We start from the raw sequence: 24,263 nt of genomic DNA on the forward strand, positions 1-24,263 counted from the left end.
GGATCCAAGGACATGTCAGCGAAGCAGCACACCGTCATCGACAGCCCGTACGGCCCCCTCACCCTCGTCGCCGAGGGCGGCGTCCTGAGCGGCCTCTACATGACCGGCCAACGCCATCGCCCACCCGAGGAGACCTTCGGCGAGCCCGACGAGAGGCCCTTCGGGCCGGTCGTCGACCAGCTGGAGGCCTACTTCGCGGGCGAGTTGAAGGAGTTCACCCTCGAACTGCGGCTGAACGGGACCGCGTTCCAACGTCAGGTCTGGGACCAGCTGCGGCACATCCCCTACGGCGAGACCCGCTCCTACGGCGAACTGGCCGACGCCCTCGGCAACCCCGCCGCCTCCCGTGCCGTGGGCCTCGCCAACGGCAAGAACCCGATCGGCATCATCGTCCCCTGCCACCGCGTCGTCGGCGCCAACGGCAGCCTCACCGGGTACGGCGGCGGCCTGGACCGCAAGCAGCGGCTGCTGGACTTCGAGAGCGCAGCGGCGCTGTTCTAGACCGTTCGGCCGTACGAATGGTTGGTTCGATTTGCGGTTTTTCAGAAGGAATGCTGGGGAACTGTGGCGGCGACCTGTTGTCCCAGACAAGGCGGAAGCCATGCGTGCACGTAGAGCCCTGGCCATCGCGATCACCACGCCGTTCCTGCTCGCCACCATCGGAATGACCGGTGCGTCCGCGGCCACTGAGCCAAATCCCACCGTCGAGGGTCCGATCACCAGACCCGACCCCACCGCTGCCCGTACAGGCGGCGAGACCGACGAGTTCAGCGATGACGAAACGAGGCCGGAAGACGGCGTCGTCACCAGAGTCGCAGACCAGCTGTTGGGACACATTGCTCCTGGGAAACTCGGAAATACCGGGTTCTCGTCCCCAGGGAAGTCCTGAGAGTACAAAAGGTCCCGGCAATCCTGCGCATGTGCCGGGACCTCATCTAGTCGCCCAGCCCGCGCAGCAACTTCGGCAGCGCGGTGCCGATCGGCTCCCGGATCACCTCGTCGGCGCGGTCGTCGTACGGCGTCGGCTCGGCGTTGACGATGACGAGCCGGGCGCCGTGGTCGGCGGCGACGCCCGCGAGACCGGCGGCGGGCTGGACCTGGAGGCTGGTGCCGACGGCGATGAACACCTGGCACGCCTTGGTGATCGCGACCGCCTCACCGAGGACCACCGGATCGAGCCGCTCGCCGAACATGACGGTCGCCGACTTGAGGATGCCGCCGCACTCCAGGCACGCCGGATCCGCCTCCCCTGCCTCGACCCGCGCGAGGGCGTCCTCCATCGAACCGCGCACATGGCACTTCGTGCAGAGCACACTGCGCGCGCTGCCGTGCAGTTCGAGCACCTTGCGGGCGGGCATCCCGGCGAGCTGGTGCAGCCCGTCCACGTTCTGCGTGATCACCCGCACCGGCACCCCGGCCCGCTCCAGCTCGGCCACCGCCCGGTGCGCCGCGTTGGGCTCGGCCTTGAGCGTCCGGTTCTTCCGCCGCATCTGCCACGAGCGCCGCCGGATTTCCGGATCGCCCATGTAGTACTCGTACGTCACGAGCTTCTCGGCCTCCGGATCCCGCCGCCACAGTCCGTTCGGCCCGCGGTAGTCGGGGATACCCGAGTCGGTCGAGATACCGGCGCCACTGAGGACGGCGACGAGAGGCTTGGTCATGGTGCCGAGGGTAGGACGGGCCGGTGCGGGCGGCGAATGGATATTCGACCCGGCCGGTGTGGTGCTAGCGTCCCGCCATGGCCAAGGTCACCGTGTCACTCGATGCCGAACTCGTCGTGGAAGTCATGGTCCTCGCGGGCGTCGGCAATCCCCAGGACGCCGTCGAGCTCGTCGTCCGCGACTACATCGAGCGCGGCCACCGCACGGAGGCCCGGCTCGCCCAACGCGACGAGGCGCTGCGCGTGGTGGATGCCAAGCCCCGGGACGTAGAGGGCTGAACCCGCCGCATCCGCCACGAGCGCCGCCGGAGTGGTCGGCACGACTGGCCGTGCTGTCCGTCTCACAACTGCTCGGAGGAGTCCAGGAGTGCCGTACACCGTGGCACATGACGGGACGAAGATCGTGTTTCACATGGTCGGGCAGGGTCCGCCGCTGCTGTGCCTGGCCGGTGGGCCGGGAACGGACGTGCGGAGCCTGGGGAACCTCGGCGGGCTCGACCGGCATCGGACGCTCGTCCTGGTGGACGCGCGCGCAGCGGGGGCTTCGGACGTTCCGGCTGACCCGGCTGGATGCGCGTACACCGAACAGGTCCATGATCTGGAGGCGGTGCGTCGTCACCTGGGCGCCGGTCCCGTGGATGTGTTGGCGCACTCGGCAGGTGCCCTGACCGCCCAGCACCACGCCGCCTCCTACGCGAACGGAGTGCGCCGTCTCGTGCTGGTCACGCCTGCAGGCCGCATCGGGCGGGAGGTCGACGCGGCCGAGGTCGCCACCCTACGGGCGCGGCGCTCCGACGAGCCGTGGTACGACTCCGCCGCCGAGGCCGCCGAGCTGCTGGCCACGGGGGTGTCAGGCGTCGAAGCCGAAGAAGCGCAGCGGCGTTTGGCCCCCTTTCTCTACGGCAGGTGGACGGATGAGACGCGCGCTCACCATGACGCCGACCGCGTCCGGCCTCCCGCCTGGCTCTACGAGGCGTTCTACCGAGGGAACCCCGCCGAGCACGAGGCAGCGGAGCGGCTGCGGTTCCTGCGGTCGGTGTCAGTCCCGGTGCTGGCGCTGGCCGGCGCCGAGGACTGCGTCGCCGGTACCCGGCCGGCCGTGCTGACCGCGTCGCTCTACCGGCACGGCCGACTCGAAACCGTTCCGGGCGCCGGCCACCATCCGTGGCTCGACGGGCCGGAGTACTTCCGGGACTTGATCGAGAGCTTCCTCAGGGACTGACTCCGGGCCCGCGGAGGCCCGCCTCCGCTTCGTCAGGGGGCGTCGCTCGTGGGCCGGGCCAGGTGCTGCACCACCTTCAACGCGCCGAAGGACAACAGCCCTTGTACCCCGCCTTCATAGCCGTACCCGCTCGCCGCTCGTCCGCCCAGCGGAGCGTCGGGCGCTGCCCCCGGGGAGCAGTTGACGCCGACACTTCCGGCGTCGAGCAGCCCCGCCAGCTCACGTGCGCGGCCCGGCTCGCCGTAGACGTACGCGGACAGCGCGTACGCGCTGCTGTTGGCCAGCGTGAGGGCCTCGGCGTCATCGCGGTAGCGCATGACCGGCGCGACCGGGCCGAACGGCTCCTCGTGCAGGATCCGCGCCTGCGGCGGCACATCGCAGAGCACGGTGGCCGGGTAGTGGAAGCCGGGCGTATCGGGAATACGCCCACCGAGCACCAGACGCGCGCCGCCGCGCACGGCGTCCTCGACCAGGGAGTGCACCGCGTCTCGGCGGCGGGCATTGTTCAACGGCCCCATCGTGCCCCCCGGTTCGCTGTCCGGGGCGGGCGCGCGCCGTACCAGGCGCCGCACGAAGTCGTCGGCGACGCGCTCCTGCACGATGAAACGGCTCGGCGCTCCACAACTCTGCCCGGTCGACCCGAACTTGGCGATCGCCAGGGCGTCCACGGCGGCGTCGAGATCCGCGTCGTCGGTCACGATGACCGGGGCATGGCCGCCCAGTTCGAGAACGCACGGAGTGAGCTGCTCCGCCGCGGCCGCGGCCACCAGGCGGCCCACGCGGGTGGAGCCGGTGAAGGTGACGCGCCGGAACTCCGGGCGGCGTACCAGCGCCTCGGCGTCGGCCGGAGCCGCGTGCACCACCTGGACCAGACCGTCGGGCAGCCCGGCCTCGGCCGCCGCACGGGCCATCGCGGCAGGGACGCACGGAACCTCCTCGGGGCCCTTGACGACGACGGAGCAGCCCATGGCGAGCGCCGGGCCCAGCTTGCGGGCGAGGACCACGGCAGGGAAGTTCCACGGCACGATCGCCAACACCGGGCCGGCCGGGTCCACCACGACCTCACGCGCGATCCCGCCGCGTTCGGGCAGCGAGGTGGGCCGGGAGACCTCGAGAGCGGCGTCGGCGCTCCACCGCAGGGTCTCCACCGCCCGCTCCAGCTCCGCCATCGCCTCGGCCGGCGTCTTGCCGTGTTCCTGGCTGAACCGGGGCGCCAGGCCGGGCAGTCGACGGGCCAGGGCGTCGGCGAGATCCCGGATCTTGCGGGCCCGGTGGTCCACGGTCGTCCCCGCCCAGCCCGGCGCCGCCGCCGCGGCCGTTCGCGCGACCCGCGGTACGTCCGCCGCCGACAGCAGCGCAACCTCACCGACAGGCCGCCCCGTACGGGGATCGACCACGGCCGTGACCGCCTCGCGTCTCGTCTCGGTGACCATCAGATCGCCGGCCGGAAGAAGTACGTACGACGGCTGACGATCCGGCCGTCGCGAACGGTGTACGTGTCCGCGAACTGCTCGTCCAGGGGCCCACCGGTCCGGCTCGTGCCCACGAACCTGCCCCAGCAGGCGGCGGCTTCCAGGTCGCTGACGATGTGCAGCACATGATGGCGCCCGGAGGCGATGACGCGTTCGACGCGGTAGAACCGCTCGATCCGCGCCAAGCCCCGCAGGGGCTCGTAGCCGGGGCGATCGTAGACACAGTCCTCGGCGAAGACCCTGCTGAGGTCGTCCCAGCGTGCCGCGTCGATGATGGAGAAGAGTTCGGTCACCAGGCTCTCGGCCGACCGGGTGACGGTCGTCGGTGCAGCCATGTCTTCCTCTCTGCGCAGAGGGTTTCGTGAACCCGCGTCAGGCCAGCAGGGACGCGGCGGGCACCCGGCGGATGCCGTTCGCGTCCTCGAATTCGTAGGTGAGCACCGCCAGGGCCTTGGCGATCACGGCGGTCATCGCGTCGTGGTCGTCGCAGGCGCCCCACAGAATGTCCATCTCGTGGGTCATCACCCCGCCGGGCAGTTCGTCGCCGGGCCGCACGAAGGTGCGGTACCCGGAGATCCCGTCCACCTGCCGCACCTCCCGCCGACCGTGGACGGTGACGAAGCGGCAGGGGGTGACCGGTGCGAGCCCGTGATGCTGGAAGTGCACCCGCTCCGGTAGCAGTTCGCCGGCCTCGACGTCCTCGCCCAGTGCCTGCCGGCCCGCGAGCCGCACCAGGTCGACTCCGCAGGCCCGCCGGGACAGCTCGTTGATGTGTCCGCCGACGCGTCCGTTGACCTCGATGATCCGCGGTCCCGACGGGGTCAGCTTGATCTCGGTGTGGGTCAGGCCGGTGCGCACGCCCAGGGCCATGAGCGCCCGAGTCGTCAGATCGAGGATCTCCCGTCGTTCGGCGTCCAAGACCTGGGCCGGCCAGTACTGGCCGGGCTCCCGGAACGGGTCTACCAGCGGGAACTTACCGGTCAGCGCCAAGTGGACGACCCCGTCGGGGCCGCACAGGCTCTCCACGGACACGTAGTCACCCGACGCCAGGCCGGGCCTGCCCACCAGCAGTTCCTCGACGACGAACAGCGCCTCCCGGCCGGGAGACGCGCGCACCGCGGCGAACAGCTCCGCCAGCAGCGCCGGGGCCGTGCCGGCGTCGTGCACCGCGTGGGTGTTGCGGCTGCCCTCGCCCCTGACAGGCTTCACGATCGCGGGAAGACCGACCTTCGCGACCGCCGCGGGCCAGTCCCGCGGACCGCGCAGCGGCTCGCTGCGCACCTCGTCGACGCCGGCCTCCCGCAACCGCCGACGCTGGCGGACCTTGTCGGTGAGCAGCCGGGCCGTGTCCTCGTCGTGGAAGGGCAGAGCGAGATCGGCGGCGAGCCGGGCCGCGGTGCGCAGCATCGGCTCACTGAAGGTGACCAGCGCGGACGGCTCGTGCGCGCGTAGCGCGGCGGCGTCGGCCACCGGGTCGCCGGTGAGCGGGAGCACGGCGCCCAGGGTGCCCAGCACCTCCCCGAGCCGCGTCACATGATCGGTGGGTGCCACGACGAACACGATGTCCGCGAGGTCCCGCAGCCCGACGGCGATGTCACCGGCGGCCACGGCTCCTTTGTCGTAGACGACGGCGACGACCGGCCGACCCTTCGTCATGCGCGCACCGCCCGCGTCACGGAGGGCAGTCCGGCCGGGGCCAAGGGGTCCTCGGCCGCGGCGGCCAGCGCCTGCCGGTACAGCTCGGCGTAACGCCCCACCCGCCCCGGATCGACCAGTTCGGGGTCGAAGTCCACGACGACGCGGCTGCCGTCCTCCAGCCCGTCCACCTCGAAGTCGACGCGGAACGGGAAACTGGGCTTGCCCGCCATCCACCAGCCGTCGGCGCGCAGGGCGGTCAGGCCGGTGAGACCGTCGTAAAGGTGGAAGTCGGTGTAGTTGAACGTGACGTCGAAGGCCGGACGGCCGAGACGGTTCTCGATCTCGGCCAGCGGAAACGCACGATGGGGCATGGACCGCCGCTCCGCCGTCATCGCGTCCCCGGCGAGATCCGCCCACGTCGCCGCGGTCCGCGCGAACCGCATGGGAAGCGTGTTCAGGTGGAGGCCCACCACCAGGTCGGAGTCCGCCGTCTCCGGGCGGGTGCTGACCACCACGCCGGTGACGACGTCCTCGTCGCGGCCCAGCCAGGCGCCGAGCGTCCAGGCGTGCACGCCCAGCACGAAGGCCTTGAGTGACGCCCCCGAGCGCCGCGCCGCGGACCGCAACGCCTCGACCAGCTCCGGCTCCAGGCCGAAGGCGTGCTGGTCGATCGCGTTCGCCGCGGCCGGACGGACGGCCGGGTCGATCAGCAGCACGGGCACGTCCGCCTCGGTCCGCCAGAACTCCGCCGCCTCCAAGGAGGCGAGCGCCGCGGCCTCGGCGGCGGCGAAGTCCCGGTGGGCGCCGGCGGGCGGCTGCGGCAGACCGGGGGCGACACCGCGCAGCAACGCGTCGTACACCGTGAGCAGGTCCACGATCAGCCGGCCCAGCCCCCAGCCGTCGGCGATGGTGTGGTGGCAGGACAGCGCCACCTGGAAGGAGTCCCGCTCGGTCACGACATGGCAGCGCAGCAGCGGCGCGCCGCTCCAGTCGAAGGGGCGGTTCACCTGCTCCGCGCTCCACCGCCGGGCCATCTCGGCCGCCGCGTGCGGCCCGTCCGCGTCGGCCGACTCGACGGTGAGCCGCGGCTCTGCCTGGGCCCACACCAGCTGAGCGGGCACCGAGAAGGTCCCGAGGTCGAAGGAGGTGCGCAGCGCCGGGTGGCGGCGGGTCACCTCGGTCAGCGCTTCGCGGAACAGTGCCTCGTCGAAGGCGGCCCGGGTCCGCCAGCCCGTCCTGGAGTGGTACAGCTCCGGATCCCCGCTGGCCTCGCACAGGTAGATCATCCCGACCTGGAGCGCCGAGGCCGGTATCGCCTCGGTGACTCCGTCGGGCACCAGGGCCCGGTCGGCCGGGTCGAGCAGACCTTCGGGGGCCGGCCCGGCAGCACCGGACGCGGCTGCCACGGGGGTCTGCCCGGCGGTGGACTGTTCGATGTGGGCCGCCAGTTCCCGGGCCGTCGGGTAGTACAGGAGGTCCCGCAGGGAGACGGACAGGCCCCGGCTCTGCGCCTCGGTGACGACGCGCAGCGCGGTGAGCGAGTCCCCGCCCATCGCGTAGAAGTCGTCGTCCGGGCCGATCTCCTCGTCGCCCAGGTGCGTGCGCACGAGGTCCAGCAGCAGGTCGGTGACGGAGACAGTCATGGGCTCCCCCTCAGAGCGGACGGGCCCGGGTCGCGACGCGGTGGTGTGCGTCCGCGCGCAGCCGGGTGCGGACGGGCAGTCGGGTGAAGCCCGCGACGAAGTTGGACGCGAGCCGGCGCGGCGGCCCGGTCGGCTCGAACTCCTCGACCAAGGCGACGATCTCCTCGAACAGGACGCGCAGGGTCAGCCGGCCGACGGCCGCGCCCAGGCAGTAGTGGGGGCCGTAGCCGAACGCGATGTGCCGGTTGTCGGGCCGGGGCACGAGGAAGCGCTCCGGGTCGGCGAAGACGGTCTCGTCTCGGTTTGCGGAGCCGACCCACACCGCCACGGCGTCCCCGGCGGGCACCAGGCCACCGCTCAGTTCGACGTCTTGGACCGCGTGCCGCAGGAAGGAGCCGGCCGCAGACGTCCAGCGCAGTCCCTCCTCGACGAGCGCGGGGACGAGTTCCGGGTTCTCTCGCACCGCCCGGTACACCTGCGGGTTCCGGGCCAGCGCGAGCACGGTGCCCGCCGCGGTGTGCGGAGTGGTGGCGTTCGCACCGAGCAGCACGCTGTAGCAGTTGACGACGACTTCGTCCCGGGTGAGCGCGGTCCCGTCCACACAGACGGACGTCAGATGCCGGATGAGGTCCTCGCCCTCGGTGCCGGCCCTGGACCGGGCCTCGCGCGCGAAGTACTCGAACAGCTCGTGATGCGCGATGGCGAGCGTCGCGGCGCTGCTGCCCGTGCGGTGCACCGGGTCGTCGGGCGCCGCCGCCATGCCCGTCCACCGCACGAGATCCGGCCAGTCCTCCTCGGGCAGGTCCATCAGAGCCGCGGCCGCAGCCATGGGCAGCAGCGCGGCCTGCTCGCTCACGTCCCATGTCTCGTCGTCGGCGACGGAGCGCAGGACCGCGTGCACGGCCGCCCGGATCCGCTGCTCCGTCGCCGCCAGCGACGCGCCGCTGAACAGGGCGCGCAGCGGCCGGCGCAGCTCGCCGTGGCGGGGCGGGTCCGTGGCGACGAGCATCTTGCCGGCCGCCGCGTCACCCCGCCCGAGCTGCTGGAGGAGGCTGCCCCGCTCGGACGTGAACTCGCGGTGCTGACCGAGCACCCGGCAGGCGTCCTCATAGCGGGTGACCGACCAGAAGGCCCGTCCGTCGGGCAGTTCCTGGCGGTGCAGCGGCGCCCGGCGCCGCATCGCCGCCCACACCAGATGGGGGTCGCCCGCGGCGTGGAAGCCCGCGTCGAACAGGTCGACGTCGTCCAGGTCCACCGCGTCGAGGTCGGTCGCGGACCAGCCGCCCGCCGGGTTCTCCGTCACGATCGCGACCTCGCTTCCGCCACGGCACGGGCCAGCCCGGCGGGGCTGGGGTCCAGATAAAGGGAGCGTGGCGAGATCTCGACGCCGTACGCCCGCCGCAGTTCGCCCAGGATCGTGACGGCCAGCAGCGAATGCCCGCCGATCTCGAAGAAGTCGTCGTCGGCGCCGATGCCGACGACGCCGATGTGGTCCGTCCACAGCTGGACGATCGCGTGCTCCAACGGCGACTCGGGCGCCCGGTGGGGTGCGCTCAGCTCGGGCCTGTCCAGCACCGACGCGGCGGCCAGGGCGGCACGGTCCACCTTGCCGTTCGCGGTGAGCGGCAGCGTGTCGACGATCCGCACCAGGGCGGGCACACAGTAGTCCGGCAGCACGCGCTCCAGCCGCTCCCGCACGTCCAGCGCGGAGAGGTGACCGCCGTCGGCGGCGACCACATGGCCGATCAGCCGGCGTTCCCCGGACGGTGCCCGCTGGACGACGACCGCAGCCCGGGCCACGTCGGGCAGCGCGGCCAGCGCCGACTCCACCTCGCCGGTCTCGACCCGGAAGCCTCGGATCTTGACCTGGTCGTCGTCGCGCCCGAGGAACTCCAGCGTGCCGTCGGGCAGCCGCCGTACCCGGTCTCCGGTGCGGTACATACGGGCCCCGGGCTGCTGCGCGTACGGGTCGGCCACGAACCGCTCGGCCGTCCGTCCCGGGTCCCCTAGATAGCCGTGGGCCAGGCCCTCACCGGTGACGTACAGCTCGCCCTCCTCGCCGTCCGGCACAGGGCGCAGCCGCTCGTCCAGGACCCGTGCCCCGCTGCCCCTGATCGGCCGGCCGATCGGGACCGTGGGGGTGGTGGGCGCCTTCCGCACGGGGTGGCAGCAGCTGAACGTGGTGTTCTCCGTGGGGCCGTACCCGTTGACGACGGTGGTCTCGGGCAGGGCGGCGACGGCGCGGGCGACATGCGGCGCGGAGAGCACGTCGCCACCCGCCAGGAGACAGCGCAGCCCGCGGAGGTCGTCCAGACCGGTGTCGACGACCTGGTGGAACAGGCCGGCGGTCAGCCACATCACCGTGACACCCTCGCGGCCCGCGTACGCGGTCAGTTCGGCGGCGGACAGCTGCCCGGGCGGGGCCACGGCGAGCCGCGCCCCGGTCAGCAGCGCCCCCCAGACCTCCCAAGTGGACGCGTCGAAGGCGAGGGGCGCGAACTGGAGGAACACGTCGTCCCCGCGAAGATCGGCGATGTCCGTCCCGACCACCAGGCGCAGCACCGCCCGGTGCGGAACGCACACCCCCTTGGGACGGCCGGTGGACCCCGAGGTGTAGGCGACGTAGGCGATGTCGTCCGGTCCCGTCGTGGCGGCCGGCACCACGGCCGGGTCGTCGTCCGCCTGCACTCCGTCGTCCGGGGTGAGCACCGTACGGCCGTGGGGCGACATCTCGGCCGCCAGGTGGGGTGGTGACAGCACCACCTTCACCGAGGCGTCGTCGAGGATCGTCTGCCGCCGTTCGAAGGGCTGCCGGGCGTCCAGCGCCAGGAAGGCCGCGCCGGCCTTCAGCACGGCCAGAAGCATCACCACCGCCGCGGCGGAGCGTTCGGCGTGGACGGCGACGACGTCCCCGCGCCGCACCCCGTGCCGCCACAACCGCCGCGCAGTCCGGTCGGCCCCGGCGTCCAGTGCGGCGTAGGTCAGCTCGCCGTCGGGGGCGCTGACCGCGATCGCGTCGGGTGTCTCGCGGACCCGCTCGGCGAACACGCCCTGGATGCTCTGCATGGTCACCCGTGACCTCCTGTGTGACCGCTCCCCGCACCGCTCGGTTCCGGGCTCCTCGGTTCGGCGAGCAGCGCGGCGAAGAGGTCCATCAGCTGCTGCGGTGCGGAGAGGAAGGCGTAGTGCCCGCCGTCGAGCACGGAGAACCGGACGTCCGACGAGTACTCCCGCCACGGCCGGATCTGCTCCGGGGTGATCTCCTCGTCGTCGGCCCAGTGCAGCGCGGTGACGCCGACGGGCAGGACGAGCGGGCTCGGCCGACGGTAGACACGGTTGGCGTCGAGGTCCTGGTGCAGCACCTCAAGGGTCAGTTCGATCAGGGCGGGATGCGGTTCGCCGCCCCGTTCGACGATGATCCGGCCCAGTTCCCGGCCGAGTTGCTCGTCGTCCATGTCCAGGAAACGGTCCCGCGGACAGTGGTGCGGGGGCACCTGGGCCGAGACGACCAGCCGGTGCGGCAGCGGCAGGCCCCGCTCGGCCAGCAGGGCCGCCGTCTCGAACGCGGGCAGTGCGCCCGCGCAGTGTCCGAACAGCACGAACGGCCGGTCCAGATAGGGCAGCAGCTGTTCCACCAGCTCGGCCGCCAGCTCCTGGTAGGTGCCGTAGTGCGGCTCCCGCACCCGGTTCTCCCGGGCCGGGAGCTGGATCGGGCACACCTCGGCGGTGCCGATCGCGCGGGGCCACTGGCTGAACATCGAGCCGCCCACACCGGAGTACGGGAAGCAGAAGACACGGGCCTCGGCGTCCTCGGACGGCCTGCGCAGCAGCCGGGTGGGGAAGGGGCGTATGTCGCTCATGTCCAGGACACCACGGTCTTGTCGTCGACGAAGCCGAGGATGCCCGCCAGCGTGGTGCGGCGCAGCTGCGGATCGGTGTTGGGCTCGACCGCGTGGACGTGCGCGCCGTTGAACACGTAGACGTCCCCGGCGTGCACATCGACCCACTGGAGCTCGATGCCCTCCAGGGTGTCCAGCGGGTAGGGCGACCCCGTGTAGTGCAGGCCCAATGCGCGCTTGGACGCGTCGTCGGGCCGGATGTTCCAGTACGCGAGCCGGCCGCCGTCGCCGTTCTCCAGGCAGATGTTCAGTGCCGCGGGCTGGTATCCGGCCACCTTCTGCACCTCGAAGTCGGCCTGCTGCGGTTCGGTGCACTGGGACAGGTCGTCGTGCGGTGCCAGCGCGTACTCGCCCTGGCCGTGCCAGGAGCGCAGCAGGCCGCGGCAGGCCTCCCGGTTCCCGTGTCGGGCGAGCCGGACCGTGGCGCCGTCTTCGGCCAGCACGCCGTCCAGCCCTTCGTAGAAGATCTTCAGGGGATTGTCCGGAACGGCCAGGACGTGGTCGAGGGCCGCGGCCACCTCCGCGCTCTCCTCCAGGTACGCGGCGGTGGTCTTGTGGTAGTGGTAGGCGCCCAGGAAGTAGCCGGGTGCCTCCACGCCGCGGGTTTTCCTCGCCGGGCTGGCCCAGAACCGCTCGGCCAGCTCGGCGCACGTCCCGGGCGTCACCATGCCGCGGAACATGACTCCGGCGATCCGGCCGTGCAGGACGTCGAGCAGCGCCTTTGGCTCGAAGGTGTCGTACTCGCGGAATTCGAAGTAGTCGGCGTCGCCGCTCCAGCCGGTCAGCCTGCGGTGGGGCGCGGTGCTGTCGGTCGTGGCGAACGCGGTCATGATTCCTCCAGTCGGTGATCGTCGCGGTTCGGGCCGGCGCCGGATTCCGGGCCGTTCCCGAGCGGGCCGGAGACGGGGACGGAGGCCGCAGGCGGCGCGCTCGTCGGCGGCTGCCCTTCGTCGACCGCGCGCACCGAGGGCAGCAGCAGGACGAGGGGTCCCGCGAGCACGATGAGCGCTCCCGCCCAGATCAGCGCGGGGCCGACGCCGAGCGCCGCCGACGCGGGACCGGCGAGGGCGAGCCCGAGCGGAACGAAGGCGAAGGAGCCCACGGCCTCGTACGACATGACCCGGGCCAGCTTGTCCTCCGGCACGTTCTTCTGCAGGGCGGTGTCCAGCAGCACTTCGTAGACGTCGATGCAGATGCCGGCCACGAAGGCGAGCACGGCGACGGCGGCGACCGGCGCCTCGGCGGCGAGCAGGAACAGAGGCAGCGGGAAGCCCATGGTCAGCAGTGCGGCCAGCCGGATCGGGCGGCGCGTGCGCAGCCGTACGGCCGTGGTGCTGCCGACGACATAGCCGATGGCCTGGGCGGTCAGGATCAGGCTCCAGGCGGGCGCCCCGCCCAACTGGTCCTTGGCGACCACCGGGCCGAGCACGTAGAACCCGCCGGCCAGCAGTACGTTCACGACGCACAACTGGGCCACCATCACCCACACCCACTGGCGTGCCGTGAACTCCTGCCAGCCGTCCCGCAGTTGCCGCACGAGGGAAGCGGACGTACCGATCGGCGGCGTCGACTTGAGACGGATCCCCGTCAGGAGCACGGCGGAGACGAGGAAGGACGCCGCGTCGATGGCCAGGGTCGGCCCGGGGCCGACCAGGGCGACCAGGATGCCGGCGACGGCCGCACCGATGATGTTCCCGCCGCGCATGGCCAGTTGCAGCAGGCCATTGGCGGACTGCAGAACCTCCCCGGACACCAACTGCGGCATCACGGACCGGGACGCCGGTTCGAAGAGGGCGGCGGCGGCCCCGTTGACGCAGGCCAGCAGGGCCAGGGAGAGGGCGGAGGCATGCTCGGTGATCACCAGCGCCGCCGCCACGCTCTGCGCGAGCCCGGCCACGACGTCTGCACCCACCATCACCCGGTACTTGGGCCACCGGTCGGCGACCACGCCGCCCAGCAGAACGAACACCACCTGGCTCGCCAACCGGGCGGTGAGCACGAGACCGAGTGCGGTGGCCGACCCGTCCGGCAGGTCGAGCACGGTGAAGGCCAGGGCGACCGGGGCGATGGCGTTGCCGAGCAGGGAGACGGACCGGGCCGACAGCAGGCACAGCACCGAGCGGTCACGCAGGACACGCAGGTTCGACGACAACGGTCACCCACCCGTGCCATGGTTCGGGCGTCCGGAAGCCACCGGACCGGCCGGGCGGAGGTCGGTCCAGTGCTCCTCCACAAAGTCCACGCACTCCTGGCGGGGCCGGTCCGCGAGGACCAGGTCCCAGCCCGGCGGGAGGTCGGCGAAGGACGGCCAGAGGGAGTACCGGCCTTCCGCGTTGCGCAGGACCCGGTACAGCGCGTCCGGATCGTCGAAGGGGTTCGTCATCAGTGATCTCCGTTCGCGGGGGCCGTACCGGCTTCCCCGGGGAATGCCGACCGCTCGAGGGCCGCGGAGAGAAGGTGGCCGATTTCCGCGAGCGGGGCCGGGTGGTTCATGTTCGTGTGGGTGGCCTCGATCGGGTGCCAGATCACCTCGCCGTCCACGAACTCCTTCCAGACGTCGGGCATCGGCGCTCCCTCGGTGCGGCCCTGTGTCGCCATGAAGAACAGCACGTCGCCCGTGATCCGCTGCGGCTCGTAGGCGCCCACGATGTGCCGGTTGTGCGCCATCGCCGTCAGCAGGGCGACCAACTGCGGTTCCCGCAGGCTGGCGAGGGCCCCGGTGTCGTTCCGCAAGATCTCCACCGCCTTGGCGATCTCGGGCGAGCCCTCCTGCGGGACGACCTCCGGCCGGGACGGGTCCAGCAGCGCCGCCAGCATCTCCCGGTCGTCCAGGCGGTAGTGGTTGGGCACGCCCGGATAGCAGTCGAGCATGGTCAGCAGCGCCACCTCGTGGCCCTGCCGCTGCAGCTGGGCGGTCATCTCGAAGGCGACGATGCCGCCGAACGACCAGCCGAGGAGGTGGTAGGGGCCGGCGGGCTGGACGGCCCGGATCCGCTCGACATAGTCGGCGGCCATCTCCTCCACGGTGGCCGGCATGTCGTCCGGGTGGAGCAGACCTCGCGCCTGGATGCCGTAGACGGGGACGTCGCCGGGGACGTGCTTCAGGAAGCCCGCGTAGCTCCAGCTGAGGCCGCCACCGGGATGGATGCAGAACAGCGGGGGCCGCGTGCCGCCCGGCCGCAGCGGCAGTACGACCTCCAGTGCGCTGTCCCCGTTGTCGATGCCGGCGTGTTCCGCCAGCCCGGCCACGGTGGGCGCCTCGAACAGGGTGCGCATGCCGATCCGCAGCCCCAGGGTGGCACGCACCCGGCTGATCAGCCGGGCCGCCAGCAGGGAATGCCCGCCGAGCTGGAAGAAGTCGTCGTCGATGCCCACCGACTGCAGCCCGAGCACCTCCGCGAACAGCTCGCACAGCACTTCCTCACGCGGTGACCTGGGTCGCCGCGTGCTGACGTGGTCGGTGAGGTCCGGCGCCGGCAACAGGTCCCGGTTGAGCTTGCCGTTGCCGCGCAGCGGCAGCGTCTCCAGGCTCACGAACGCGGCCGGCACCATGTGGTCGGGCACCCGCGCGGAGAGATGGTCGCGCAGCTCGGCGGGACCGGGGCCGTCCGGCGATCCCGGCACCACGTAGGCGACGAGCCGCTTGTCACCCGGCCGGTCCTCGCGTACGACGACCGCCGCGCGCATGATGCCGGGATGCTCGGCCAGGACCGTCTCGATCTCGCCCAACTCGATGCGGAAACCACGCACCTTGACCTGGTCGTCGGCCCGGCCCGCGAACTCCAGGGTGCCGTCCCGCCGCCGGCGCGCCAGGTCCCCGCTTCGGTACATCCGCTCGCCGGGCGCCCCGAACGGATCGGCGACGAACCGCGCGGCGGTCAGTCCCGGTCGGCCCAGATAGCCGCGCCCGACACCGGCACCCGCCAGGTACAGCTCGCCGGTGACGCCCACCGGTACCGGGTTGAGCCACTGGTCGAGGACGTGGGCGCGGGTGTTGGCCAGCGGCCGGCCCACGGGGATCACACCGTCCAGGTCCTCCGGGCGCACCTGGTGGACGACGCTCATCATCGTGGTCTCGGTGGGACCGAGCTGGTTGACCACCTCGCAGCCCCAGCGGTCCAGCAGTTCCCGCGCCTCACCGGGACGCAGCGTCTCCCCGGCCGTTCCGACCAGGCGCAGTGAGGAGAAGTCGGCCGGGTCGGCCCCGTACACGATGATCGACTCCAGCAGCGAGGGCACGACGCAGAGGATGACCGTGGGACGGCTGTCACGGATCGTGCCGACGACCACACCCGGGTCCCGGCTGCCCTCCTCCGGCAGCAGCGCGACGGACGCCCCCACCGCCAGCGGACCGAAGATCTCGCGCACCGGAGGCTCGAAGGCCAAAGAGGTGATCTGCAGGCTGATGTCCTGGGCGGTGAGCCGGAACCGCCGTGCCATGTCGAGCAGTCGGTTCACCACACCGCCGTGCTCGATCAGCACACACTTGGGCCTGCCGGTGGAACCCGAGGTGTAGATGGCGTACGCCAGATCGCTCCCACCGGTGTCGCGGACGGGCCGCACGACCGGGGCGGCGTCGAGCCGCGCGTCGGAGTCCACCCGGACCACCTCGGTGCCGGCCGGCGCGATGCCGTCGGCGAGGTCGCCCCGGCTCAGCAGGAGGGCGGCCCCGCTGTCGGCGACCATGTACCGCAGCCGTTCCCCGGGCAGCTCCGGATCCAGCGGCACATACGCGCCGCCCGCCTTCCACACGCCGAGCAGGGCGGCCACGGCCTGCGGACCGCGAGGCAGACAGATCCCGACCACGGAGCCCGGGCCCACGCCCAGGTCGCGCAGCACATGGGCGTACTGGTTGGCCCGTTCCTCCAGGCGCCGGTATGTCCACCGCACGTCCTGCTGGATCAGGGCCGTCGCGTCGGGGGTGCGGTCGGTCTGCTCCTCGACCAGGTCCGCCACGGTCTTGTGGCGGGGGAAGGGCGCGTCCGTGTCGTTGCAGTCGGCCACCAGCAGCCGGTGTTCGGCCGGATCCAGGACGGCGAGACGGCCCAGCCGGGTGTCGGGCCGCGCCACCGCGTCCCGCAGCAGCCGGACCAGGCACGCCGCGATTCGCTCGGCGGTCTCCCGGTCGAAGAGGTCGCGGCTGTACTCCAGGTCGCCCAGGACGCGCCGCGGCGCGTTCGAAGCCCCGCTCCCGGTATCGAACTTGAAGGACAGGTCGAACTTGGCGGTGCCGGTGGTCACCGGCTGGGACGAGACCTCGAGCCCGGGCAGGGCGAAGTCCTCCGGGATGCCGCTCTGCGCCGCGAACATGACCTGGAAGAGCGGGTGACGGGCGGCCGAGCGGGGCGGGTTCAGCACCTCGACCAGCCGCTCGAACGGCAGGTCCTGGTGGTCGTACGCGGTGAGACTGCCCGTGCGCACCCGGCGCAGGAGCTCCGCGAAACTGGGATTGCCGGAGGTGTCGGTGCGCGTCACCACCGTGTTGACGAAGAAGCCCACGAGAGGGTGCAGCGCCTGATCGCCGCGCCCGGCGACGGCGTTGCCGATCGGCAGGTCGGTGCCCGCTCCCAGGCGGGTGAGCAGCGCGGCCACAGCCGCCTGGAGGACCATGTGGACCGTACAGCCGCTGCGCCGGGCCAGGCCGAACAGATCGGCGCCCAGCGTCTCGTCGAGGTCGACGGGCACCATGTCACCGAGGAAGCTGGGGTCGGACGGGCGGGGACGGTCCGCCGGCAGCGCCAGCTCCTCCGGAGCGTCCGCCAGCGCTTCACGCCAGTACGCGAGCTGCCTGGCCGCCAGAGTCCCGGGCCGGTCGTCACCCTCCAGCAGCTGCCGCTGCCACAAGGCGTAGTCGGCGTACTGGACGGGCAGGGGCGGCCACGCGGGCGCCGTGCCGGACAGCCGGGCTCCGTACGCCTGCGTCAGGTCCCGCATGAGCGGTTCGAGCGACCAGCCGTCGCCGGCGATGTGGTGGAGCACTAGGAGCAGCACGCTCCGTTCGGCACCCGTCTCGAAGAGCGTGGCACGCAGCGGCAGATCCGCCGCCAGGTCGAAGCTCCGCCGCGCCTCCTCGGTGAGCAGTCCGTCCACCTGGTCGGGGTCGGCACGGCGGACGACCAGCCGCACAGCGGCGTCCGCCGGGTCGAGGATCCTCTGGTAGGGCGTGCCGTCCCGGTCGACGTACAGCGTCCGCAGGATCTCGTGCCGCCGCACCACGTCCCGCAGGGCCGCTTCGAGAGCCGCCACGTCGACGCGACCGGTCAGGCGCAGGGCGTAGGGGATGTGGTAGGCCGGGTTCTTCCCGTGCACCTGCTGCAGGATCCACAGCCGCTGCTGGGCGAAGGACAGCGGGATGTCTCCGGACCGGTCCTCCGGGGTGAGGGCGGGCCGCGCGGAGTCCGAGCCCGTCTCCAGCCGGCGGGCCAGGGCCGCCGGGGTGCGGGCGTCGAACAGGTCCTTGAGGGCGACCTCCACGCCCAGCAGGGCCCGGATCCGGTTCACCACGCGGATGGCTGTCAGGGAGTGACCGCCGAGGGCGAAGAAGTCGTCGTCGGGGCCGAATCCGTCGCGGTCCAGCACGTGGGCGAACAGCTCGCGGATCAGCTCCTGCCGCAGGGAGCCGGAGAACGCGTCGTCCGGTGCCGGCAGAGCGTCGTCGGTGGCGCCGGGGAGCGACACCCCCTGTCCGACGAGCGCGTCCCGGTCCAGCTTTCCGTTGGGGGTGAGGGGCAGCGCCTCGATGGTCCGCAGGGCGGCGGGCACCATGTAGTCCGGTAACCGCTGCTGCAGGTGGGCGCGCAGTCCGGGTTCGTTCAGGGGGACCGACGGATCGGGTACGACATGGGCGACGAGGGTCGGGGTGCCGTCGGCGTCCTCCCGGGCGGCAGCGGCCTGGCGGACGGCGGGATGGGCCGTGAGTGCCGCCTCTATCTCACCCAGCTCGATGCGGAAGCCGCGGATCTTGACCTGGTCGTCGGCCCGGCCCAGGTACTCGATGTCGCCGTCGGGCAGCCGGCGCCCCAGGTCTCCGGAGCGGTAGCCGCGCACCTGGCGGCCGTCCGCGCCGGTGACCGTGACGAAACGCTGGGCCGTCAGTTCCGGGCGGCCGAGATAGCCCCTGGCGACGCCGGGACCGGTCACCACGATCTCGCCCGGCTGCCCGTCGGTGACGGGCGCCAGGGCGTCGTCGGCGATGAGCACGCCGAGATCGGGCAGCGGGCGGCCGATCAGGCTGCCACCGCGGTCCAGGTCCTCGCGCAGCACGCGCCGGAACGTGGCATGCACGGTGATCTCAGTGATGCCGTACATGTTCACGAGAGCCGGAGTCCGGTCCCCGTAGAGGTCGAACCACGGTGCGAGGTCCGTGAAGCGCAGCGCCTCTCCGCCGAACACCACCCACTTCAAGGGCAGCCGTTCGTCGTGCCGCCTCTCCTCGGCGACCAACTGGGCGAACGCGGTGGGAGTCTGGCTGAGGACGGACACCCTCTCCTCGGCCAGCAGCCGGCGGAACGCGGCCGGGTCGCGGGCGGTATCGCCGGGTACGACGACGATCCGGCCACCGTGCAGGAGGGCTCCCCACATCTCCCATACGGAGAAGTCGAAGGCGAACGAGTGGAAGAGGGACCACACGTCCTCGTGGTCGAAGCCGAAGAGGGCCTGGCTGCTCCGGAAGAGCCGCAGGACGTTGTGGTGCGTGACCTCGACGCCCTTGGGGCGGCCCGTGGTTCCGGACGTGAAGATGATGTAGGCCCGGCTCGAGGGCGCGATGTCCGGCGCCACGTACGTGCTGTCAACGAGTTCATCCGGTACGTCGTCGACGTACAGCACGGGTATGCCCGCGGGGATGCGGCCGGACAGCGAGCGTGAGGCCAGGACGAGGGGCGGTTCGGCGTCCTCGAGGATCGCCTGTGCTCTGGCGCGGGGGGTGGCGGGATCGAGAGGGACGTAGCAGTTCCCGGTCTTCAGCACGGCGATCGCGGCTGCCACCATGTCGGCTGAACGATTCAGCATGAGGGCGATCGGCTGATCCCGCAGCGATACGCGGGAAAGAATCCTTTGGGCCAGTGAATTTGCGCGTAAGTCCAGTTGGCGGTAGCTCAGACTTTCTCCGCCGCATCGAACCGCTTGCCTGTCGGGATATTTCGCCACCGTGGCCGAGAACGCGTCGAGAAGGTTCTCCGGGAATAAAGGACTACTTCCGGAATGATCGCCTTGCATTGGCGTCAATGCTCGGATACCCCCTCTTCGCGCCTTGGAAGGGCGCCGCGGGCCGTGCATATGCAGACCCGCGCGCATATCAGGACGCTAGCCGACCACCGAGGAAACGATCAACCACCCGTCTCTCTATGGCTGAAACGGACACGATATCCAGGCCGCCGGGGTGCTTTTGTCGCAGGTGGAAGGGGTTACTCGAAGCCTCGTGACAACTGTTGGGCATGGCTTGAAGCGAGGCGTTTTCCTTCTGGTGCGGCGGGTAAATGCAGCACTTTCGGCCGTGTACTGCGGGGGAGGTTTGGGTCGTGGAGATGTTGTGTGAAGCACGCTGCGGAGTCGGCCGCTAGACCTCCGCCTCCGCCTCCGCCAGTCGCACCGTGCGTTCCGCCAGCTCGCTGATCCGCACCCCGTCGAACCCGAACACCGCACTGCGCACCGTGTCCTCCAGCGGCCCCGTCCACTGGTCCGGGATCGCCTCCGCCCCGGTCAGCACACCCGCCACCGAACCGGCCGTCGCCCCGTTCGAGTCGGTGTCCAGGCCGCCGCGCACGGTGAGCGTGATGGTGCGGGTGAAGTCGCCGTCGCCGTACAGGAGCCCGGCGGTGAGCACGGCGGCGTTCGGGATGGTGTGGATCCAGCCGAGCCCGGCGGTCTCCTCGGCGACCGTGGCGAGCGTGTCCTCCCAGGTCATCCGGGTGTCGTGCAGCGAGACCACCCGGCGTACGGTGCGGGCGAGGCGGCTGCTTCCCGGAATGACGTCGAGTGCCCGGTCGATCGCCTTGCGGACCGTCGGCGCCGTGAACGCCGCCGCGATCAGCGCCGCCGCCCACATCGCGCCGTACACCCCGTTGCCGGTGTGCGACAGCACCGCGTCCCGGCGGGCGAGGGAGGCGGCGCGGCGCGGGGCGCCCGGGCAGGTCCAGCCGTAGATGTCGGCGCGGATGAGGGCGCCGATCCACTCCTGGTACGGGTTGTCGTACGTGGCCGTCAGCGGCGGTTTCAGACCGTTGGCGAGATTGCGGTACGCGGCCCGCTCCGCCGTGAAGGTCTGCAGGTACGGCAGCCGCAGCAGCCACAGGTCGCCGACCTGCTCGGTGCTGAAGCCGAAGCCGTGGGTCTCCAGCAGGTCGAGGCCGAGGATGGCGTAGTCGACGTCGTCGTCGCGGCAGCTGCCGTGGATCCGGCCGCGCACGCACTGGCGCCACTCGGGGCGCAGTTCGAAGCCGTCGCTCTCGCTGATCGGCTCGGGCAGATAGTCGGTGAGGGGCAGGGCTGCGGCCTGCCGCAGATAGCGGTCGATACGGTCCCGCGTCCACAGGTCGCCCTGCTCGACCGGCTTGCCGAGCATGTTGCCCGCGATCCGGCCCAGCCAGCCCCCGAGGACGCGGTCGGCGAGCTCTGGCTCAGTGCCCACAGGGGTCATAGGACCGGTTTACCCAATTCCGGGGGCGTCCGCTCGGGCTTCGCGCCCGGTTCGCGCCGGGTGCACAGCCGGCTCCCAGCCGGTTCCAGGGTGCGGGCAGCGCATGACGGCGAGGGCGAACTCCGGTTAAGGTCGCAGCGGCGCGACTGGCCCTGACGTGCGCGGGGCCCGGAGAGCAAGGGGAAAACAAGGTGGCGGACGCTGCAGTGAACGGTGCCCACAGGGTGCTCATCGCCGCGGACAAGTTCAAGGGCTCGCTCACGGCCGTGCAGGTCGCCGAGCGGGTGACGGCTGGTCTGCGCCGGGTCCTGCCGGACCTCGAGGTCGAGGCCATGCCCGTGGCCGACGGCGGCGACGGAACCGTGGACGCGGCGGTCGCGGCCGGCTTCGAGCGGCGGGAGGTACGGGTCGCCGGGCCCCTCGGGCACGAGGTGACGGCGGCCTTCGCGCTGCGCGGCGACACGGCGGTCGTGGAGATGGCGGAGGCGAGCGGCCTGCAGCGGCTGCCCGCGGGTGTCTTCGCGCCGCTCACGGCATCCACGTACGGCTCCGGCGAACTCCTGCGGGCCGCGCTGGACGCGGGCGCCCGCACCATCGTGTTCGGCGTGGGCGGCAGCGCCACCACGGACGGCGGCGCCGGCATGCTGACCGCGCTCGGCGCGCGCTTCCTGGACGCCGACGGGGAGCCGGTGACGCCGGGCGGCGGGGGCCTGGGTGACCTGGCCACCGCAGATCTTTCCGGCCTGGACCCGAGGCTGTCCGCCATCGACCTGGTGCTCGCCAGCGACGTCGACAACCCGCTGACCGGCCCGAAGGGCGCGCCGGCGGTGTACGGCCCGCAGAAGGGCGCCTCGCCGGACGACGTGGAGACGCTGGACGCGGCGCTCGCGCACTTCGCGAAGATCCTGGAGGAGTCGGCCGGCTCCAAGGCGGCGGAGCACGCCGCCGCACCGGGCGCGGGCGCCGCCGGCGGTATCGGCTACGGCGCCCTCCTCCTCGGCGCCCGCTTCCGCCCCGGCATCGAGGTCATGCTCGACGTCCTGGGCTTCGCGCCCGCGCTGGACCGGACCGACCTCGTCATCACCGGCGAGGGCTCCCTGGACGAGCAGACCCTCCACGGCAAGGCCCCGGCAGGCGTCGCGGCCGCCGCCCGCGCGGCCGGCAAGGAGGTCGTCGCCGTATGCGGCCGCCTCGCGCTGGCGCCGGAGGCACTGGGCCGGGCCGGGATCCGGCGGGCGTACCCGCTGACGGAGATCGAGCCGGACGTGGCCAAGTGCATCGCGGACGCGGGCCCGATCCTGGAGCGGTCGGCGGAGCGGATCGCGCGCGATTTCCTGAGCTGAGCCGACCACGGTACGTCGATCGAACATCGAACACGAAGGGCCCCGAACCAGTCGGTTCGGGGCCCTTCGTGTTGTCGTACGACCGCTTACAGCCGCGTACGGCCGCTTACGGAAGCTGTGCCGCCCGCGCCTCACGACGGTTGTCGCGGAAGTTGTTCACCCGACGGGCCGTGGCGAACAGTGGGATGACCGCGCCCATGACCAGCTGCAGCGCACAGCCCGTCTGGAGCAGCAGCTGGCCGCTGGGGGCACCGAAGGCCCAGGCGGCCAGGAGGCCCATCGCCAGGACGATCCAGGAGAGCATCGCCACCGCGAGGCGGCCCCGCGGCTTCGGGTACTCGACCCGGCTCACCATGAGCCACGCCGTACCCAGGATCGCCAGCAGTGTCGCCACGAAGGGCAGCTCCAGCAGCACGATCGCGACCACCGTCAGCGCGCCGAACGGCGACGGCATCCCCTGGAACATGCCGTTCGGAGGCGTCACACAGGAGAATCTCGCGAGCCGCAGCACCACCGCGAGCAGCACGACGATCGCGCCGACCGCCGCCACCCGCTGGTGCGCGTCGTCGGCGACCATGCCGTAGACCAGGACGAAGTACGCCGGCGCCAGGCCGAAGCTGATCAGGTCCGAGAGGTTGTCCAGCTCCGCGCCCATGGGGGAGGAGCGCAGCTTGCGCGCCACCAGGCCGTCGAAGAGGTCGAAGACCGCCGCGCACAGCATCAGGATGACCGCGGTGGCCGCGCTGTGGCGGGCCATGCCGGACTCCTGGCTTCCGGTGAGGGCCGGGATCAGGATGCCGGTGGTGGTGAAGTACACCGCCATGAAGCCGCACGTGGCGTTGCCGAGGGTGAGGGTGTCCGCTATCGACAAGCGAAGAGAAAGAGGCATCTCCTCCTCTTCGTCGACCTCGTCGGCCTCGGGCACCCAGCCCGGCTGAGTCTCTGGATCAATCACGGTCAATGCGAGTCACCCCAGCCACGGTCTTCTGGCCGACCTCGACCGCGACCTCCACGCCCTCGGGCAGGTAGATGTCGACGCGCGAGCCGAAGCGGATCAGACCGATGCGGTCACCCTGCTCGACCTTCGTGCCCTGCGGGATGTACGGCACGATGCGGCGGGCCACCGCGCCGGCGATCTGGATCATCTCGATGTCGCCGAGTTCGGTGTCGAAATGCCAGACTACGCGCTCGTTGTTCTCGCTCTCCTTGTTGAACGCCGGAACGAACCCGCCGGGGATGTGCTCCACGGACGTGACCGTGCCGGAGAGCGGCGCGCGGTTCACATGGACGTTGAGCGGGCTCATGAAGATCGCGACGCGGGTGCGGCCGTCCTTCCACGGCATGATGCTCTGCACCACACCGTCGGCGGGCGAGATGACCCGGCCCTGGGCGATCTCGCGCTCGGGGTCGCGGAAGAACCACAGCATGCCCGCCGCGAGAGCGGTGGCGGGCACGGCCACGGCCTTGGCGACGCCGGAACGGCGCGCACGGGCCAGGCTGAGGGCTGCGGTGGCGACGGTCGGGAGAAGCCACGGCGATGCTCCGCGCGCGAGGCGTACGCCGCCGACCTGGCTGTCGCGTGGTGCAGAGGTTTGGCTGTGGGGCATGGATGACCTTCGTAGCGGATGATGCCGCGCGGTATCAGGGGACGGCGGCTTTCCCGGGATCGTACCGGTCGCGGGCCACAACTGGGCAAGCCAGGAAGTCGAGTCGGCGGCTGAAGAGTGCTGACGGGGTGTGATCTTCTTC

20 protein-coding genes are annotated in these 24,263 nt (G+C 71.8%); 5 read left to right on the forward strand and 15 right to left on the reverse strand.

The window, feature by feature from the left end:
- Positions 1-12 precede the first annotated feature (12 nt).
- Positions 13-501 (forward strand): methylated-DNA--[protein]-cysteine S-methyltransferase, encoded by a 489-nt coding sequence (locus EHO50_RS29140; protein ID WP_128434193.1) that lies wholly within the window; start codon positions 13-15, stop codon positions 499-501.
- A 100-nt stretch (positions 502-601) separates the two neighbouring features.
- A complete protein-coding gene (locus EHO50_RS29145) occupies positions 602-889 on the forward strand; it encodes a hypothetical protein (protein WP_128434194.1) in 288 nt (95 codons plus the stop codon).
- Between the two features lie 46 nt (positions 890-935).
- On the opposite strand, the gene EHO50_RS29150 is transcribed toward EHO50_RS29145, so the two are convergent.
- Positions 936-1,661, reverse strand: coding sequence for an SIR2 family NAD-dependent protein deacylase (locus EHO50_RS29150; RefSeq protein ID WP_128434195.1), 726 nt, complete (start codon positions 1,659-1,661; stop codon positions 936-938).
- Between the two features lie 77 nt (positions 1,662-1,738).
- Here EHO50_RS29150 and EHO50_RS29155 point away from each other — a divergent pair, with 77 nt between their 5' ends.
- Entirely contained in the window at positions 1,739-1,939 is a 201-nt protein-coding gene (locus EHO50_RS29155) for a type II toxin-antitoxin system VapB family antitoxin (protein ID WP_128434196.1), read from the forward strand.
- Positions 1,940-2,027: 88 nt separating this feature from the next.
- Positions 2,028-2,882, forward strand: a complete 855-nt coding sequence (locus EHO50_RS29160; RefSeq protein WP_128434197.1) for an alpha/beta fold hydrolase — start codon at positions 2,028-2,030, stop codon at positions 2,880-2,882.
- Between the two features lie 32 nt (positions 2,883-2,914).
- Here the strand turns inward: EHO50_RS29160 and EHO50_RS29165 are convergent, their stop codons facing one another.
- From EHO50_RS29165 to EHO50_RS29220, 12 genes are all read right to left on the reverse strand, one after another.
- A complete protein-coding gene (locus tag EHO50_RS29165) occupies positions 2,915-4,315 on the reverse strand; it encodes an aldehyde dehydrogenase family protein (protein WP_128434198.1) in 1,401 nt (466 codons plus the stop codon).
- Positions 4,315-4,689 carry a nuclear transport factor 2 family protein gene (locus tag EHO50_RS29170; protein WP_128434199.1) on the reverse strand — a complete coding sequence of 125 codons (375 nt, stop codon included), beginning with the start codon at positions 4,687-4,689 and terminating at the stop codon, positions 4,315-4,317. The genes EHO50_RS29165 and EHO50_RS29170 overlap by 1 nt, the downstream gene beginning before the upstream one ends.
- 37 nt (positions 4,690-4,726) lie before the next feature.
- On the reverse strand, positions 4,727-6,010 hold the full coding sequence (locus EHO50_RS29175) for an ATP-grasp domain-containing protein (protein WP_128434200.1): 1,284 nt from the start codon (positions 6,008-6,010) through the stop codon (positions 4,727-4,729).
- The gene (locus EHO50_RS29180; RefSeq protein WP_128434201.1) at positions 6,007-7,635 is read right to left on the reverse strand and encodes a condensation domain-containing protein; all 1,629 of its coding nucleotides are present in this window, start codon (positions 7,633-7,635) and stop codon (positions 6,007-6,009) included. The genes EHO50_RS29175 and EHO50_RS29180 overlap by 4 nt, the downstream gene beginning before the upstream one ends.
- Before the next feature lie 10 nt (positions 7,636-7,645).
- Complete coding sequence (locus EHO50_RS29185; protein WP_246101537.1) at positions 7,646-8,938, reverse strand: cytochrome P450; 1,293 nt, start codon at positions 8,936-8,938, stop codon at positions 7,646-7,648.
- Positions 8,935-10,701, reverse strand: a complete 1,767-nt coding sequence (locus EHO50_RS29190; protein ID WP_128434415.1) for a non-ribosomal peptide synthetase — start codon at positions 10,699-10,701, stop codon at positions 8,935-8,937. The genes EHO50_RS29185 and EHO50_RS29190 overlap by 4 nt, the downstream gene beginning before the upstream one ends.
- A gap of 2 nt (positions 10,702-10,703) precedes the next feature.
- Complete coding sequence (locus EHO50_RS29195) at positions 10,704-11,495, reverse strand: thioesterase II family protein (protein ID WP_128434202.1); 792 nt, start codon at positions 11,493-11,495, stop codon at positions 10,704-10,706.
- The gene (locus EHO50_RS29200) at positions 11,492-12,364 is read right to left on the reverse strand and encodes a hypothetical protein (protein ID WP_128434203.1); all 873 of its coding nucleotides are present in this window, start codon (positions 12,362-12,364) and stop codon (positions 11,492-11,494) included. The genes EHO50_RS29195 and EHO50_RS29200 overlap by 4 nt, the downstream gene beginning before the upstream one ends.
- A complete protein-coding gene (locus EHO50_RS29205; protein WP_128434204.1) occupies positions 12,361-13,686 on the reverse strand; it encodes an MFS transporter in 1,326 nt (441 codons plus the stop codon). The genes EHO50_RS29200 and EHO50_RS29205 overlap by 4 nt, the downstream gene beginning before the upstream one ends.
- 3 nt (positions 13,687-13,689) lie before the next feature.
- Positions 13,690-13,917: an MbtH family protein gene (locus tag EHO50_RS29210; RefSeq protein WP_281288267.1), complete on the reverse strand. Its 228-nt coding sequence runs from the start codon at positions 13,915-13,917 to the stop codon at positions 13,690-13,692.
- Complete coding sequence (locus EHO50_RS29215; RefSeq protein WP_128434205.1) at positions 13,917-19,829, reverse strand: amino acid adenylation domain-containing protein; 5,913 nt, start codon at positions 19,827-19,829, stop codon at positions 13,917-13,919. Before EHO50_RS29215 ends, EHO50_RS29210 begins: the two co-directional genes overlap by 1 nt.
- A 262-nt stretch (positions 19,830-20,091) precedes the next feature.
- The gene (locus tag EHO50_RS29220; protein ID WP_128434206.1) at positions 20,092-21,171 is read right to left on the reverse strand and encodes an ADP-ribosylglycohydrolase family protein; all 1,080 of its coding nucleotides are present in this window, start codon (positions 21,169-21,171) and stop codon (positions 20,092-20,094) included.
- Positions 21,172-21,362: 191 nt separating this feature from the next.
- Here EHO50_RS29220 and EHO50_RS29225 point away from each other — a divergent pair, with 191 nt between their 5' ends.
- Positions 21,363-22,514, forward strand: a complete 1,152-nt coding sequence (locus EHO50_RS29225) for a glycerate kinase (protein ID WP_246101541.1) — start codon at positions 21,363-21,365, stop codon at positions 22,512-22,514.
- A 106-nt stretch (positions 22,515-22,620) separates the two neighbouring features.
- On the opposite strand, the gene pssA is transcribed toward EHO50_RS29225, so the two are convergent.
- Together pssA and EHO50_RS29235 are read right to left on the reverse strand one after the other, a co-directional pair.
- Complete coding sequence (gene pssA / locus EHO50_RS29230; RefSeq protein ID WP_234439685.1) at positions 22,621-23,475, reverse strand: CDP-diacylglycerol--serine O-phosphatidyltransferase; 855 nt, start codon at positions 23,473-23,475, stop codon at positions 22,621-22,623.
- A complete protein-coding gene (locus EHO50_RS29235; protein WP_128434207.1) occupies positions 23,462-24,121 on the reverse strand; it encodes a phosphatidylserine decarboxylase in 660 nt (219 codons plus the stop codon). The genes pssA and EHO50_RS29235 overlap by 14 nt, the downstream gene beginning before the upstream one ends.
- Positions 24,122-24,263: the final 142 nt, after the last annotated feature.

Origin of the sequence: Streptomyces cyaneus, from assembly GCF_004028635.1 — a bacterium.
GTDB classification, from domain to species: Bacteria; Actinomycetota; Actinomycetes; order Streptomycetales; family Streptomycetaceae; genus Streptomyces; species Streptomyces cyaneus.

Bases quoted from the DNA above. Each gene is read 5' to 3' on its own strand.
- EHO50_RS29140 (WP_128434193.1), top strand. From the start codon at position 13: ATGTCAGCGAAGCAGCACACCGTCATCGACAGCCCGTACGGCCCCCTC.
- EHO50_RS29145 (WP_128434194.1), top strand. From the start codon at position 602: ATGCGTGCACGTAGAGCCCTGGCCATCGCGATCACCACGCCGTTCCTG.
- EHO50_RS29150 (WP_128434195.1), bottom strand. From the start codon at position 1,661: ATGACCAAGCCTCTCGTCGCCGTCCTCAGTGGCGCCGGTATCTCGACC.
- EHO50_RS29155 (WP_128434196.1), top strand. From the start codon at position 1,739: ATGGCCAAGGTCACCGTGTCACTCGATGCCGAACTCGTCGTGGAAGTC.
- EHO50_RS29165 (WP_128434198.1), bottom strand. From the start codon at position 4,315: ATGGTCACCGAGACGAGACGCGAGGCGGTCACGGCCGTGGTCGATCCC.
- EHO50_RS29170 (WP_128434199.1), bottom strand. From the start codon at position 4,689: ATGGCTGCACCGACGACCGTCACCCGGTCGGCCGAGAGCCTGGTGACC.
- EHO50_RS29175 (WP_128434200.1), bottom strand. From the start codon at position 6,010: ATGACGAAGGGTCGGCCGGTCGTCGCCGTCGTCTACGACAAAGGAGCC.
- EHO50_RS29180 (WP_128434201.1), bottom strand. From the start codon at position 7,635: ATGACTGTCTCCGTCACCGACCTGCTGCTGGACCTCGTGCGCACGCAC.
- EHO50_RS29190 (WP_128434415.1), bottom strand. From the start codon at position 10,701: ATGCAGAGCATCCAGGGCGTGTTCGCCGAGCGGGTCCGCGAGACACCC.
- EHO50_RS29195 (WP_128434202.1), bottom strand. From the start codon at position 11,495: ATGAGCGACATACGCCCCTTCCCCACCCGGCTGCTGCGCAGGCCGTCC.
- EHO50_RS29200 (WP_128434203.1), bottom strand. From the start codon at position 12,364: ATGACCGCGTTCGCCACGACCGACAGCACCGCGCCCCACCGCAGGCTG.
- EHO50_RS29210 (WP_281288267.1), bottom strand. From the start codon at position 13,917: ATGACGAACCCCTTCGACGATCCGGACGCGCTGTACCGGGTCCTGCGC.
- EHO50_RS29215 (WP_128434205.1), bottom strand. From the start codon at position 19,829: ATGCGCGCGGGTCTGCATATGCACGGCCCGCGGCGCCCTTCCAAGGCG.
- EHO50_RS29220 (WP_128434206.1), bottom strand. From the start codon at position 21,171: ATGACCCCTGTGGGCACTGAGCCAGAGCTCGCCGACCGCGTCCTCGGG.
- EHO50_RS29235 (WP_128434207.1), bottom strand. From the start codon at position 24,121: ATGCCCCACAGCCAAACCTCTGCACCACGCGACAGCCAGGTCGGCGGC.